General features: G+C 50.7%; 14 protein-coding genes. 8 read left to right on the top strand and 6 right to left on the bottom strand.

Features of this window, described 5'->3' with window-relative positions; genetic code table 11:
- Nucleotides 1-166: 166 nt before the first annotated feature.
- The gene (locus AAEY27_RS00365; protein WP_342322997.1) at nucleotides 167-1,471 is read left to right on the top strand and encodes a Fic family protein; all 1,305 of its coding nucleotides are present in this window, start codon (nucleotides 167-169) and stop codon (nucleotides 1,469-1,471) included.
- Nucleotides 1,472-1,493: 22 nt separating this feature from the next.
- Here AAEY27_RS00365 and AAEY27_RS00360 read toward each other — a convergent pair whose 3' ends face one another.
- From AAEY27_RS00360 to AAEY27_RS00340, 5 genes are all read right to left on the bottom strand, one after another.
- On the bottom strand, nucleotides 1,494-2,375 hold the full coding sequence (locus AAEY27_RS00360) for a helix-turn-helix transcriptional regulator (RefSeq protein ID WP_342322996.1): 882 nt from the start codon (nucleotides 2,373-2,375) through the stop codon (nucleotides 1,494-1,496).
- A 287-nt stretch (nucleotides 2,376-2,662) separates the two neighbouring features.
- The gene (locus AAEY27_RS00355) at nucleotides 2,663-3,091 is read right to left on the bottom strand and encodes a lysozyme inhibitor LprI family protein (RefSeq protein ID WP_342322995.1); all 429 of its coding nucleotides are present in this window, start codon (nucleotides 3,089-3,091) and stop codon (nucleotides 2,663-2,665) included.
- Nucleotides 3,088-4,026, bottom strand: a complete 939-nt coding sequence (locus AAEY27_RS00350) for a peptidoglycan-binding protein (RefSeq protein ID WP_342322994.1) — start codon at nucleotides 4,024-4,026, stop codon at nucleotides 3,088-3,090. Before AAEY27_RS00350 ends, AAEY27_RS00355 begins: the two co-directional genes overlap by 4 nt.
- 134 nt (nucleotides 4,027-4,160) lie before the next feature.
- Nucleotides 4,161-5,114: an aldo/keto reductase gene (locus tag AAEY27_RS00345; protein ID WP_342322993.1), complete on the bottom strand. Its 954-nt coding sequence runs from the start codon at nucleotides 5,112-5,114 to the stop codon at nucleotides 4,161-4,163.
- Nucleotides 5,115-5,177: 63 nt separating this feature from the next.
- Nucleotides 5,178-6,113 carry a LysR family transcriptional regulator gene (locus AAEY27_RS00340; RefSeq protein ID WP_342322992.1) on the bottom strand — a complete coding sequence of 312 codons (936 nt, stop codon included), beginning with the start codon at nucleotides 6,111-6,113 and terminating at the stop codon, nucleotides 5,178-5,180.
- Nucleotides 6,114-6,285: 172 nt separating this feature from the next.
- Between AAEY27_RS00340 and nfsB the strand changes: the two genes are divergently transcribed.
- From nfsB to AAEY27_RS00305, 7 genes are all read left to right on the top strand, one after another.
- Nucleotides 6,286-6,939: an oxygen-insensitive NAD(P)H nitroreductase gene (gene nfsB, locus AAEY27_RS00335; RefSeq protein ID WP_342322991.1), complete on the top strand. Its 654-nt coding sequence runs from the start codon at nucleotides 6,286-6,288 to the stop codon at nucleotides 6,937-6,939.
- Between the two features lie 156 nt (nucleotides 6,940-7,095).
- Nucleotides 7,096-7,401, top strand: a complete 306-nt coding sequence (locus AAEY27_RS00330; RefSeq protein WP_342322990.1) for a type II toxin-antitoxin system MqsR family toxin — start codon at nucleotides 7,096-7,098, stop codon at nucleotides 7,399-7,401.
- A 1-nt stretch (nucleotide 7,402) separates the two neighbouring features.
- A complete protein-coding gene (locus AAEY27_RS00325) occupies nucleotides 7,403-7,804 on the top strand; it encodes a type II TA system antitoxin MqsA family protein (RefSeq protein WP_342322989.1) in 402 nt (133 codons plus the stop codon).
- A gap of 325 nt (nucleotides 7,805-8,129) precedes the next feature.
- On the top strand, nucleotides 8,130-9,425 hold the full coding sequence (locus tag AAEY27_RS00320) for an MFS transporter (protein ID WP_342322988.1): 1,296 nt from the start codon (nucleotides 8,130-8,132) through the stop codon (nucleotides 9,423-9,425).
- 20 nt (nucleotides 9,426-9,445) lie between these two features.
- Complete coding sequence (gene ttdA, locus AAEY27_RS00315; RefSeq protein WP_342322987.1) at nucleotides 9,446-10,345, top strand: L(+)-tartrate dehydratase subunit alpha; 900 nt, start codon at nucleotides 9,446-9,448, stop codon at nucleotides 10,343-10,345.
- Nucleotides 10,342-10,950 carry a L(+)-tartrate dehydratase subunit beta gene (gene ttdB, locus AAEY27_RS00310; protein ID WP_342322986.1) on the top strand — a complete coding sequence of 203 codons (609 nt, stop codon included), beginning with the start codon at nucleotides 10,342-10,344 and terminating at the stop codon, nucleotides 10,948-10,950. The genes ttdA and ttdB overlap by 4 nt, the downstream gene beginning before the upstream one ends.
- A 26-nt stretch (nucleotides 10,951-10,976) precedes the next feature.
- Nucleotides 10,977-11,834 carry a fumarylacetoacetate hydrolase family protein gene (locus AAEY27_RS00305; protein WP_342322985.1) on the top strand — a complete coding sequence of 286 codons (858 nt, stop codon included), beginning with the start codon at nucleotides 10,977-10,979 and terminating at the stop codon, nucleotides 11,832-11,834.
- Between the two features lie 106 nt (nucleotides 11,835-11,940).
- Here AAEY27_RS00305 and AAEY27_RS00300 read toward each other — a convergent pair whose 3' ends face one another.
- Nucleotides 11,941-12,855: a LysR family transcriptional regulator gene (locus tag AAEY27_RS00300; RefSeq protein WP_425294650.1), complete on the bottom strand. Its 915-nt coding sequence runs from the start codon at nucleotides 12,853-12,855 to the stop codon at nucleotides 11,941-11,943.
- Nucleotides 12,856-12,941: the final 86 nt, after the last annotated feature.

Genomic DNA, 12,941 nt, shown 5'->3' with positions numbered 1-12,941 from the left:
TCTCGTAACAGAGCACCTTCTTTCCTATACGGCCCATTTCGGGCCGTATTTTCCTAAAATGGGCCGTATTTGATTTTCTTGGGACGTATTTTAGTTATGATGGACCGTATTTGAATTTACGGCCCAGATATCAGAGACGTTAAGCCGATCGAAAAAAGGGGGGGAGATGCCTGTAAAAGACAATATTCTTGATGCTGTTCGTATGAAGGATAAACCCGTTAGTTCCAGCGAACTAGCACAGGCACTCAACGTAGGTAAGTCAACCATCAAACGCCATGTGGACGTGCTTGTCAGGGAAGGTTCTTTACTCAGACAAGGGATCGGCAAGGCAACCCGCTATTCATCTGTAACCGCTGTGGCGATACCCGATGAGTCAGTTGAAATTTCTGATGCTCAGGCTCTTTTGACGTATCTCCAGTCTCCACTGACCACACGTGAAATAACGGGTTATGTCCGGGAATTCGTCGATAGTTATATCCCTAATAAAACGTTTTTATTACCAGAGGATCTGGCTCAAACTTTGTTGAATGAAGGGCGAATGGCTGGACAACAGCCGGCCGGAACCTATGCCCGGAAGGTTCTGGAACCATTGCTGGTCGATCTATCGTGGTCATCCTCGCGGCTGGAAGGAAACACTTACTCCTTACTGGCAACAGAGGAATTATTCCGCAGCGGGATGGATGCAGAAGACCTGGATGCTGTCATGCTGTTAAACCATAAGCAAGCTATTGAGTTTCTTGTTGATGCTGTTCCGCAATATGGACTTACCGCAGCAGTAATCAGTAACTTACATTCAATACTCATGCGTGATTTGCTGTCAGATTCAACGGGACTTGGGAGTATAAGAACAAAAATCGTCAATATCAGCGGTACAACCTATACGCCTTTACAAACACCAGTACTACTCCAGGATATGTTTGAAACCATCATTGAAAAAGCGCGCAAAATAAAGAATCCCGTGGAATCAGCGTTCTTTTTATGGGTCAATCTTGCTTACCTGCAACCGTTTGAAGATGGCAACAAACGGACAAGCCGCCTGGCAGCCAATATCCCTTTGATGATGTATAACAGTGCCCCTCTATCCTTTCTTGATGCGGAACCAACCGGATACGCCTATGCAATGATGGGGATTTATGAGAAGCAAGATGCTTCACTTGCCGCTGAGCTTTTCGAATTTTTATACCGTCGCTCGATTAAAAAATACGCCGTCACACTTGAAGCCATGGGTGTACCTGATCCGTTCCGCTATCGACACCGTGAAACGTTGAATGAGGTCATTTGCCATATCGTTCGGGAAAGAATAAGTATTGAAGCCGCCATGACATCCATCACACTGGATGAGAATGAAAAAAACCAGTTCCGAACGCTCTTACAGGAAGAGTTGCGCATTCTTGAAGTCTATAATTGCGCACGCTATCACTTGTCGATGGGGCTGGTTAAAAAATGGATTGAGGATGGAAGACCACAATAGCCGCTCATCCCCTTTAACTCCATTACGCCTGGTCGTAGCGCTTTTGCAAATCCTGCTCGAACTCTTCGCGCAGCGTAGTCGGGGAAAGGATGCCGATATCCGGCAGCCAGTAACGCAGCCAGCGAAACAGCGTATGCGGATCGCTAATGGCGGTGGAGAGCGTCAGGCTACCATCGTCATGCTGTTCAATAATACGCTGAGACGGAAACAGCGCCCGGCGAGTAACATACTCTGCGGCGTGCGCCGAAACGCGCAGTTGCGTCTCCACCCGTGAACCAAAACGGATACCGACGCCACTCTCCAGTTCGGCGACCACCTCCGCCTGCGGTTCAAAACGCGTCGTAGTACTTTTAAGGCGCTCAATGCGCGCGACTTCAAAGGCTTTGAGCTGCCCCTTCTCTACCGCCGCCAGGTACCACAATCCGTACTGATTAATCAGCCGATAGGGCTGCGCGCGTCGCACCTTGTCGCGATAGTGATATTCCACTTCACAACGTTCCGTAATCGACTGATTTAACACCCGAAGACTCTCTTCAATCAGCCGATTTTCCCGGCTACTGGCGGCATGAAACGCGATATTGCCGCGGTTTTGCAGGCTATTACGCAACGACTGGCCGTCAGTGCGCGGAAAAAGGTTCGCCACGCCGGTAAAATCGGCGAACTCCGCCAAATGGCCGTTGTGCAAAGTGGGAAGAAGGTGAGTGCTGAGTTTATAGCGCCCCGGAGAAACCTGATCGAGGATGTGCCCGAGTCTCGCGAGATCGCGGTAGGCCGTGCGCTCCGTGATGCCGAATTTATCGCACAGCCACGCTTTATCAATCGTTCTTCCCTGGTAGAGCGCCGCGAAAATTTCGCACAGCCGCTCAATCAGCGGGTCGTGTTTTCTGTCGTGACTTTCCTTCATTTACTCGTTCCGGAATACGAAGTCTCAGAAGACGTTAACGGTTACGGCCTGACCCTCGCGCCACGGCCCTGTTATAGGTAAAACCTTGTTTTTGCTCATAGTGGTTAACGGCAGCAAACCGGAAAACTAAAATGAAATTTTGCGCTTACAGGTGGGATTCATGTAATTCCCTGATTTCACTAAGGGAAAGATAAACGATCGCGCTGACAGGGTATGTCAGCGGAGAGGGATGTTATGCCGGATGGTGGCCTACGGGAGTGTAGGCCCGGTAACGCAATGAGAATGTATCAGAGCTTGATCCTGGTGATCTGATCGATCCTCAACGTATTCATATTCAAAATGCAACCTAGCATATCTTCTCCAAAAGCATGGGTTCCCATTGCTTGGGTACTAACCAGTTCACAATAATTATTTCTATATTGAATCCATTCTTTCTGATTCTGCTTATAAGTCGCCAGCATGCGATCTTTCTGTTCCTGTGTCCCTCGCCACCAACGGGTGTAATCATAGGAGGCAATTTCATTCAACTTAGTATTATATACACTATTTAGCTTACTCTCAGATTTCTCATTAAGAATACCCAAGCATTCATCATTACTCTCGCCATATTTTTTTATGCATTGCGAAACATCGTTATTTTCACTGATGCTTTTAGTTGCCGCACATGCGCTATTTCCAAGAAATAGCAGCGATATAAATAAAATTATAACTTTCATCTTAAGTAATTTAACCTTAGCGATAAGCGTTGCGGATCTCGTGATTGATATAAATCAGACTTGAGGTACTCAATAATATCTTTGCGCGTTCCATTCTCAGCCATAATTTTCACCATGGTTGTAGCTGTCTGATTTCCCTGAAAAATCGTATCAACAAATACATCTCTTATTTTTATATCAATCTGATCCCAAGATAATGATTTAAATAACTTCGCACTATTTCGTCTATATACGCCTTTGGCATAATCCTTTTTCTCCCGATATGAAAGCTCAAAAAGGCGTATTTGTTGTTGATGCGTAATTTCCCCGACCAAAGGATCATAAACGCTAATAAAAATATCCGCCTGTCGTCCTTGCAGCCAGGCAGCTTTAGCGCATATTTGGGCTTTATATTCCTCTATACCTGATTGCCTGAGCATATATAAGATACTGCCGCCGCTACGTTTTTTCATATCGTAACCGCGTCCAATCGTTACACCTGAGTCAGAAGAGGGATGGTGCAAGATCCGCGAAAACCAAGGCATACGAACGGGCTGTCGAAAAGGTTCAACGGCAGTAACATAATCAACCCCTTCATAGTCAAAAGTTAACTGACCTTCTGGCACCTGCAAAGGTCCACCAATGTGTCTTTCCCGCCAGCGCAAAGACGTCGCATTTTCTAACGCCTCCATAAACCACATGTCAGTAGGGTATACAAGCCCCGAAGCAGGCATACCAACCAACTGCTGAAACCAGCGTATCGCTTCTAAAGTATCTGCTATGCATTGACCATCAGTATTAATGGTACGTCCTGTCGCTTGCGAATAGCCTGCATTTTTGATTTGTATCTGAAGCGCTTTAACATCATCAGGATCGTTAAAACCACACTCTCCAACTGTTGATGAGAGGCGAAAAACCCTCGGTATAAGGGGCTTATGCTGATGTGTCCGTTTCATCTTTTTTCACATATCCATTGAAATGAGTTCCTGAATAATTTATCGCGAACATCACACCTTTTTATAGGCAAGATTCAAAGAATGAGCATTTAAATATTATTAAAAGCCCGGCGTTATTTCCGGGCATCTCAAGCTTACGCGCCCGCTTTATTCAGCGCGGCAATCTCGTCTGAGGAGAGTGTTAACGATACCGCCGTGACGAAGCTGTCGACGTGGGCGATTTTCGTTGCGCTGGCGATCGGTGCGGTGACGCCCGGTTGTCGGATAAGCCAGGCCAGCGCCACTTCGGCGGGTTTCACATTATGGTTCGCCGCCACGGTTTCCAGTGCGTCGATAAGGGCAAAACCGCGCGGGTTCAGGTATTTGGCAATACCGTTGCCGCGCTGGCTTTGGCTGAGGTCTTTTTCACTGCGGTATTTGCCGGAAAGGAAGCCGGACGCGAGGCTGTAATAGGTCACCACGCCGATATTCTCCCGCACCGTTAAGTCCTGCAACGCGCCTTCGAAGCTGGAACGATCGTAGAGGTTATATTCCGGTTGCAGCACCTGGTAACGCGGCAGACCTTTCGCGTCGGCCACTTTCAACGATTCCGCCAACTGTTCAGCATTGAGGTTGGACGCGCCAATCGCGCGGATTTTCCCGGCCTTCAGCAGTTTTTCATACGCACCCAGCGTTTCATCGTACGGCGTTTTGCTATCCGGCCAGTGAGAGAAATAGAGATCGATATAGTCGGTTTGCAGGCGGCGCAGCGAATCTTCAACGGCCTGTGCTATCCAGCGGGCGGAAAGGCCTTTCTTGCCGGGTTCGCCGAGGTCAGAACCGACTTTGGTAAATAGCGTGATTTTCTCGCGATTGCCGGGGTGCGCGGCCAGCCATTTACCAATAATGGTTTCCGATTCACCACCTTGATTACCCGGCGCCCACGCCGAATAAACATCGGCGGTATCAATGGCGTTGAAGCCCCTTTCCAGCAGCGCATCCAGCAAGCTGAAGCTCTGTTTTTCATCAACGGTCCAGCCAAAAACGTTACCGCCAAACACCAATGAGGGAATCTGTAAACCCGTCGTACCTAATGAACGCAAAGTCATAGCCAGTTTTTCCTTTGTAAGACAGAGGCTTAATCCTGGTCCGAATAAATGTACACTTTTTGTTCATATGTGCGGTTTAAAAATTGAAGCGTTATGAAGCAGCGCGGTGGTGGGTTGCAAGTGCTCGCGCAAGACGCCGTGCAGATGGCGGATCGCCGGGGAAAACTGCTTGCGGTGCGGGCAAATTAAGTTCAGCGGCGCGGCCTCGCCAGGGTGCTGTGGCAGCAGCACTTCCAGCCGCCCGGCCAGCACATCGGCGCTGATATCAATCCACGATTTATAAACAATGCCCATGCCCTCCAGCGCCCAGCGGCGAGCAACATCGGCGTCATCGCACAGCATGCGGCTTTTGACGATAAGCTGGCGGCGCATGCCGTTTTCCGGAAAGCTCCATTTGTCATACACCTGGCTGTTCATGGTGAACAACAAACAGTGGTGATTCACGACCTCGTCCAGCGTTTGCGGCCGGCCATGCGTTGCCAGGTAGCCCGGCGACGCAGCCAGCACGCGGCGGTTATCCTCGGCGATCGGCAGCGCGACATAGCTGCTGTTATCCAGTACGCCGTAGCGGATCGCGATATCCACCGGGTCGCGAAACACATCGCTGATCTGATCGGAAAGCGAGAGGCGCAGCGACACTTTCGGGTACTGCTCGCAAAAGCGGGTAATCAGCGGCAGCAACACGTTGCGGCCCAAATCAGACGGCATGGCGACGCGCAATTCGCCCTGCGGTTCGTTATCGCCGCTGTGCAGGCTTTCCGCGCCGGCTTGCACTACCGCCAGCATCTCTTGCGCGAAAGGCAGGTATTTTTCACCCTCGGCGGTCAGGCGCAGGCTGCGCGTCGAGCGCACAAACAGGCGTTTATCCAGATCCCGCTCCAGCCGGTGAACCGCGGCGCTGACCTGGCCCGGCAGCAACCCCGCTTCGCGCGCGGCATTTGAAAAACTGCCCAGCACCGCCGAGCGAACGAACAGCGTGATATCTTCCAGCCGAATCATGGTTTCTCCGAAGGTAATAAATATGGCGACTCTGTTGTGCCAGAAATCGCCGCGCAGGCAAACCGCATTTTCACTTATTGAGTGAAAGTGTTGCCTTTTTACAACGATTTATCTGGCTGAGTTTTGCGTTTATTCTCGACACACTTCTTTATTTTGCGCCAGGAGAAATACGATGACCCTTGATGATGCCGTAATTGCCCGCCATACCGTGAAAGCCTTCGAACCCGGCAAGACGCTGCCGCAGGATAAAATCGACACGCTGCTGAACGTTCTGCAAAACAGCCCCTCTTCCGTTAACTCCCAGCCGTGGCACTTTGTTGTCGCCTCAACAGCAGAAGGCCGCGCTGCGATGGCGAAAGCCGCCACCAACACATTCGCCTATAACGAACCGAAAATTTTGAATGCCTCGCATGTGATTGCGCTCTGCATGCGTAGCGATCTTGATGAGCAACATCTGCAAAATGTGTTGGCGCAAGAGCAAAAAGATGGCCGTTTTGTCGCAGAAGGCGCGCAAGCGGGCCAGGACAAGAGCCGTCGCTCCTATGTTGATCTTCACCGCTATGAACAGCGCGATATGCCGCAGTGGATGGAAAAACAGGTTTACCTGTCGCTCGGCGGTTTGCTGCTCGGCGCCGCGATGCTCGGCATTGACGCAACGCCAATGGAAGGATTTGACTCGCGCGCGCTGGATCTTTCGCTGGGCCTGCGTGAAAAAGGGCTGACCAGCGTAGTGCTGGTGTCGCTGGGTTATCGCAGCGAGCAGGACTTCAACGCCGCACTGCCAAAATCCCGCCTGCCGCGCGACGAGATTTTTACCTTTATCTAAGCCTGAAAGCCCGGTTCGCCGGGTTTTTTATTGCTTACATCGGATTTACATCCAAAATTTTGCTTCGCTCGCAATTCTATCTTTGAGGCTTTGACCACTCGAATCACGTACTTTAAATTTACCCTATTTGCATAATTTTGCTTTTAGGTTAACACTATGGAGAAAGGAACTCCCCACATCCGCTTACACATCGTTAAGCAGATGGTCATGGATGGAAAAGTCAAAACAACGGCCAGTGCCGTTGCTGGGGCAATCGAGTTGGGCTTCACTTCACCACCTTTTGATGAAATGTGTGCTGTGATTTTAGCTTTGAGTTTAAAAGATTTTTTTAAAAGCATGACAGCGTATGCGGATCACACTGTTTGGCATGATGTTTATCGTCCTACCTGGAATGGACAGCAGTTGTATCTGAAATTGATCGTGTCTAACGACGTGCTGATCGTATCCTTTAAGGAGAGGTAACATGAAATGTCCTATTTGTGGCGGCGCGGAACTCAAACACGAAACCCGCGACGTTAAATACGGGTACAAAGGCCACATAACAATGATTACCAAGGTTACTGGCGACTATTGCGACGCATGTGGGGAAATCATCTTTGATCGTCTTAATGGTGAACTCTACTCAAAACAGGTCGCCGCATTTGTGCGAAAAGTTAACGCTGATGAGGTAGACCCAAATTTTATCGCTACGATACGTAAGCGTTTCAACCTGGATCAGCGCCAGGCGGCTGAGATTTTTGGTGGCGGAGCTAACGCCTTCAGTCGTTATGAAACCGGCCGTGTTGCCCCCCCTAAACCATTAGTCTTGTTGTTCAAAGCACTGGATAAGCACCCAGAACTCTTTGAAGAGCTAAAACATGCCTGAAAGCCCGGTTCGCCGGGTTTTTTATCGTTTCGATTTTTGAGCCGTATCACATATCCCTTCTTTTCCGCTCTGCGGGACATGTTTCTTTAAAGTAAAAACTCTCACCCATTCCTGTTAATAATCACACGGTTTTTAGGGTTTTATTGATCGCAGCGGGTATTTCTGCCGCTGTTTTTTATTACGCCGTGATTATTCGCATTTTTTATATAATCGACCTCGGATGATCCCCGCTTTTATTCCTCCCATAGTAAGCCCGTCAGCAGGTCGCATTTTTATTCCTTAACGTTGCCTGTCATTATTATTTTAACTGCTGGAAAACAATGTTATGAACTCTACAACTGAACAGGTCACGCTCAGGAAAATATCCTGGCGGATCGTACCCTTCGTGATGTTCGCGTATTTTATTGCATTTTTTGATCGTATAAATATCGGTTTTGCCGCCCTGACTATGAATCAAGATCTGGGATTTTCATCCACGGTTTTTGGTATTGGCGCGGGCATGTTTTTTATTGGTTATTTCTTAACGGATATTCCGTCAAACGTTATTCTGCTAAAAGTCGGGCCGCGTATTTGGCTGGCGCGCATTATGGTGAGCTGGGGAATTATTGCCGCTTGCATGATGCTTGTTGAAACCTCGACAGGGTTTTATATTCTGCGTTTTTTATTAGGCGTTGCCGAAGCAGGATTTTTCTCCGGCATTATTCTCTATTTGAGCACCTGGTTTCCCATTAAACGCCGTGCGCAGGTGATTGCCTTTTTTATGGCCGCCGCACCGATCTCTTCGATGCTCGGTTCCCCGCTGGCGGGCACGATTTTGAGCATGCATGGCGCATTCGGTCTGAAAGGCTGGCAGCTGATGTTTATGCTGGATTCTGTGGCCGCAGTCCTGCTCGGCATTTTCACCTTTTTCTACTTAAACGATCGCCCGGAGAAAAACCGCTGGCTGAATAAAGAAGAGACCCAGTGGCTGATTACGACACTGGCGGACGAAAATCAGAACAAAGCAGGCCAGGCCAAAACCAGTATCTGGAAAGGGCTGACTGACATCCGCGTGCTGACGCTGGCCGTGGTCTATTTCGGCACCTCCGCAGGCCTTTATTCCCTGAATATCTGGTCGCCACAATTCATTAAATCTTTTGGCTTAAGTACTTTCCAAATCGGCTTTATTAACGCGATTCCCGCCGCGCTGTCGATTGTCGCGATGATCCTGTGGGCGAAGCATTCCGATAAAACCAAAGAGCGCACCTGGCACGTTGTCAGCGCGTGTCTGTTCGCTTGCCTGGGCTTTGTGCTGGCCGGTTCGGTTCACAGCCTGCCGCTGGCGATATTCGCACTGGTAATGGCGAACGTCGGCATCTCTTCCTGCAAACCGCCGCTGTGGAGCATTCCGTCGCTGTTCCTGAATGGCCCGGCCGCTGCGGCTGGCCTGGCGGCAATCAACTCAATTGGCAACCTCGGCGGCTTTGCTGGCCCGGCGGTCATCGGCTGGCTGAAAGAGACCACCGGCGACTTCTCCCTCGCCCTTTACTGCGTGGCGGGCATGTTGGTGGTCTCCGCTGTTTTGACCCTCTCTATCGAAATCAGCCGTAAACGCAAGGCAATGAAAAACGCATTAGCCTGAAAAAAGAAATGGAGCATATTGTGAGCACATCTGAAGCAATTTCGTCATTAACTGACGTGATGACCCGCTTTACCGGGTATGTTGGCAAACGCCTGCCGACCGATGTTATGAAAAAACTTGAAGCACTGCGTGCCGAAGAGGACGCGCCGCTGGCAATGGCGGTTTACGACTCAATGTTCGAAAACCAAAAACGGGCCGACGAGCTGGATCGCCCATGTTGCCAGGACACCGGCGTGATTCAGTATTTCATCACCTGCGGGGCGAAATTCCCGTACCTGAGCGGCCTGGAATCGATCCTCAAAACCGCCACGCTGGAAGCCACCAAAAAAGCGCCGCTGCGCCATAACGCGGTGGAAACCTTTATCGAGAAAAACACCGGCACCAATACCGGCTCGCGCATTCCCTGGCTGGACTGGGACATCATTCCCGATGACGACAGCTGCACCATTGAAGTTTATATGGCCGGCGGCGGTTGCTCGCTGCCGGGCGCGGCGAAAGTGCTGATGCCGGGCCAGGGCTATGAAGGCGTGAACCAGTTTGTTTTTGACGTTATCACCTCTTACGGCGTGAACGCCTGCCCGCCGCTGCTGGTAGGCGTTGGAGTGTCGACATCGGTAGAAACCGCCGCGCGTCTGTCGAAGAAAGCGATTTTGCGCCCGGTCGACTCCACACACCCAAACCCGGACGCCGCCAAAATGGAGGCGCTGCTGGAAGAGGGGCTGAACAAAGTTGGGCTGGGGCCGCAGGGCATGGGCGGTAAAGCCTCGGTGATGGGGGTAAATATTGAATCGTCCGCGCGCCATCCATCGACCATTGGCGTCGCAGTTTCGACCGGTTGCTGGGCGCACCGTCGCGGCGCCATCCGCTTTAGCGCCGATCTCTCTTACGAAATTCTTTCCCATCAGGGGGCTGTATTATGAAAAAAGTGCTGACCACGCCAATCAAAGACGAAGATTTGCTGGCGCTGAAGCCGGGTGAAATCGTCTATCTGACCGGGACGCTGGTGACCTGCCGTGACGTGGCGCACCGCCGTCTGATTGAGCTAAAACGCGAGTTGCCGGTGGATCTGAACGGCCTGGCGATTTTCCACGCAGGCCCGATCGTGGTGGAAAAAGGGGAAAACGAGTTCGAGATGATCTCTATCGGCCCGACCACCAGCATGCGCATGGAGAAGTTCGAGAAAGAGTTTATCGAGCAAACCGGCGTGAAGCTGATTGTCGGCAAAGGCGGCATGGGGCCGAACACTGAAGAAGGTTGCCGCACGCATAAAGCGGTACATGCGGTGTTCCCTGGCGGCTGCGCGGTGCTGGCCGCCACCTGCGTGGAGAAAATCGAAGATGCTCAGTGGCGCGATCTCGGCATGCCGGAAACCCTGTGGGTGAATAAGGTCAAAGAGTTCGGTCCGTTAATTATTTCCATCGACTGTGAAGGCAATAATTTATTCGAAGAGAATAAGAAGATTTATAACGCGCGAAAGCTGCCGATTATTGAAGAGATTAATCAGCAGATTAAATTTATTAAATAAATCGCCGTTCAGGCACAGGTATTATCATGAAGTTACTCAGTTTTGTTAATCCGACATCCGGTGAAAAAACATGGGGCTGCATCGACGGCGAGCAGGTTTTTGATTTAGGTAAACGCTTATCGGCGTATTTCCCGGATCTGAAATCGGCGATTGCCGGTAATGCGCTGGCGGAATTAGCGTCTATTATTCCGGCGCAGGCCGATTTTCACGCCGACGAAATTCACTTTTTGCCAGTGATTGAAAACCCCAATAAGATTTTCTGCGTAGGCATGAACTACATGGAAAAGCGGATCGAGTTTGAACAAACTATCGATGCGCCGACCCTGTTTGTTCGCTTCCCGGATACCCTCTGCGCCCATGGCGAAGCGGTGTGCAAACCCGACAGCAGCAATGAGTTTGATTACGAAGGTGAACTGGCGGTGGTGATCGGCAAGCCAACGGACAATGTGAGCCGTGACAAGGCGTTAGAGCATGTCGCCGGTTACAGCTGTTTTATGGACGGATCGGTTCGTGATATGCAGTATACCTGGTTCACGTCTGGCAAAAACTGGCGAAAAACCGGCGCGTTCGGGCCGTGGATGGTGACCCGCGATGAGATCAATGACCCGCAAGATCTCGCCATCAGCACCTGGTTAAATGGCAACCGGGTGCAGAACGATTCGACCCACAATATGATCAATTCCGTCGCGGTACTGGTGGAGTACATCTCCCGTTTTAGCCCGCTACAGGCAGGTGATGTGATTATTACCGGCTCGCCGGGCGGAGTGGGAAAGAAACGAACGCCGCCGTTGTTTATGCAAGAAGGCGACGTTATCGAAGTGGAAATCGGCAAAATTGGCCGCCTGGTAAACCGGGTGACCGCCTTGTCGAACGCAATGGCGTAGCGCCGTTTATCGTCTGTAGGCCGGATAAGGCGAAGCCGCCATCCGGCAATATCGCCGGGTGGCGCTAACGCTTACCCGGCCTACAAATCTTATCCGACCTACAGCTCTAATACAGACCCGCAATTACCGGCAATTCGTCCATGACGATTTTCATCATATTGTCCCGCGCATCGTCCCGCGCCCCTTTTACCCACACGGCCGACATCGGTAACTTGCTGCGGATATTTTCGTAGCCCTGGCCAATCGGCAGAAATTTAATATTTAGCGACGCCATGCGCATTACCCAACGCGGCATTACCGCCGCGCCAAGTTCCGCCGCCACCATATTAATGATGGTTTGTTTTTCATCAGCAATCTGCATCAGATTCGGCTTAAAGCCCGCATGATCAAACAGGCTCAGCGTTAAATCGTAGCTGTGCGGACGCACGCGTTTTTCCGGCACGATCAGAGGAATATCGCGCAGGTCTTCGACATTTATTTCTGTGCGGTTCGCCAGCGGATGCTTTTCAGAAATCGCCAGCACCACATCTTCGTAAAATAAGAACTGGCTGAACAGCGCACTGTCCATCAGGCTTTGCGGGCGAATGAATATCAGATCCAGCCTGCCGGTTTTTAACTTCGGCAACAGGCGCGACGATTTATCTTCCAGAAAACTCAGTTCTACCTCTGGCCATTGCTCGCGAAAATGGTGCAGCACATGGGGGATCAGGCTGACAGCCGCGCTGTCGATCGCGCCGATGCGCAAGCGACCGGCATTTTGCCGCGCCAGTTTCTGAAAACGTTTTTGTATATCATCAGCGCGCTCAATCAGTTCCCGCGCTTCCGGTAAAAACAGCGTGCCGTGCGCGGTTAAAGCAACATTGCGTGTTGAACGCGTCAGTAAACGCGTGCCGAGATCCTCTTCCAGCAACTTAATGTAACGGCCAAGCGCGGAAGGCAGCATATCCAGCTTTTGCGCCGCGTGGCCAAAATGCAGCTCGTCCGCCACGGCGATAAAACACCTGAGCTGATGAAGTTCCACCGGCATTCCTCGTAATAAGCCTGCTTTTTATGGGCTTATCATAAGCGTTCTCCGGACGCGATCACACATTCGAGCGGTGAATATGT

This window comes from Kosakonia sp. BYX6 (assembly GCF_038449125.1).
GTDB classification, from domain to species: Bacteria; Pseudomonadota; Gammaproteobacteria; order Enterobacterales; family Enterobacteriaceae; genus Kosakonia; species Kosakonia calanthes.
This window is presented reverse-complemented; position numbering and strand designations above follow the sequence as displayed.

Bases quoted from the DNA above. Each gene is read 5' to 3' on its own strand.
- AAEY27_RS00365 (WP_342322997.1), top strand. From the start codon at position 167: ATGCCTGTAAAAGACAATATTCTTGATGCTGTTCGTATGAAGGATAAA.
- AAEY27_RS00360 (WP_342322996.1), bottom strand. From the start codon at position 2,375: ATGAAGGAAAGTCACGACAGAAAACACGACCCGCTGATTGAGCGGCTG.
- AAEY27_RS00355 (WP_342322995.1), bottom strand. From the start codon at position 3,091: ATGAAAGTTATAATTTTATTTATATCGCTGCTATTTCTTGGAAATAGC.
- AAEY27_RS00350 (WP_342322994.1), bottom strand. From the start codon at position 4,026: ATGAAACGGACACATCAGCATAAGCCCCTTATACCGAGGGTTTTTCGC.
- AAEY27_RS00345 (WP_342322993.1), bottom strand. From the start codon at position 5,114: ATGACTTTGCGTTCATTAGGTACGACGGGTTTACAGATTCCCTCATTG.
- AAEY27_RS00340 (WP_342322992.1), bottom strand. From the start codon at position 6,113: ATGATTCGGCTGGAAGATATCACGCTGTTCGTTCGCTCGGCGGTGCTG.
- nfsB (WP_342322991.1), top strand. From the start codon at position 6,286: ATGACCCTTGATGATGCCGTAATTGCCCGCCATACCGTGAAAGCCTTC.
- AAEY27_RS00330 (WP_342322990.1), top strand. From the start codon at position 7,096: ATGGAGAAAGGAACTCCCCACATCCGCTTACACATCGTTAAGCAGATG.
- AAEY27_RS00325 (WP_342322989.1), top strand. From the start codon at position 7,403: ATGAAATGTCCTATTTGTGGCGGCGCGGAACTCAAACACGAAACCCGC.
- AAEY27_RS00320 (WP_342322988.1), top strand. From the start codon at position 8,130: ATGAACTCTACAACTGAACAGGTCACGCTCAGGAAAATATCCTGGCGG.
- ttdB (WP_342322986.1), top strand. From the start codon at position 10,342: ATGAAAAAAGTGCTGACCACGCCAATCAAAGACGAAGATTTGCTGGCG.
- AAEY27_RS00305 (WP_342322985.1), top strand. From the start codon at position 10,977: ATGAAGTTACTCAGTTTTGTTAATCCGACATCCGGTGAAAAAACATGG.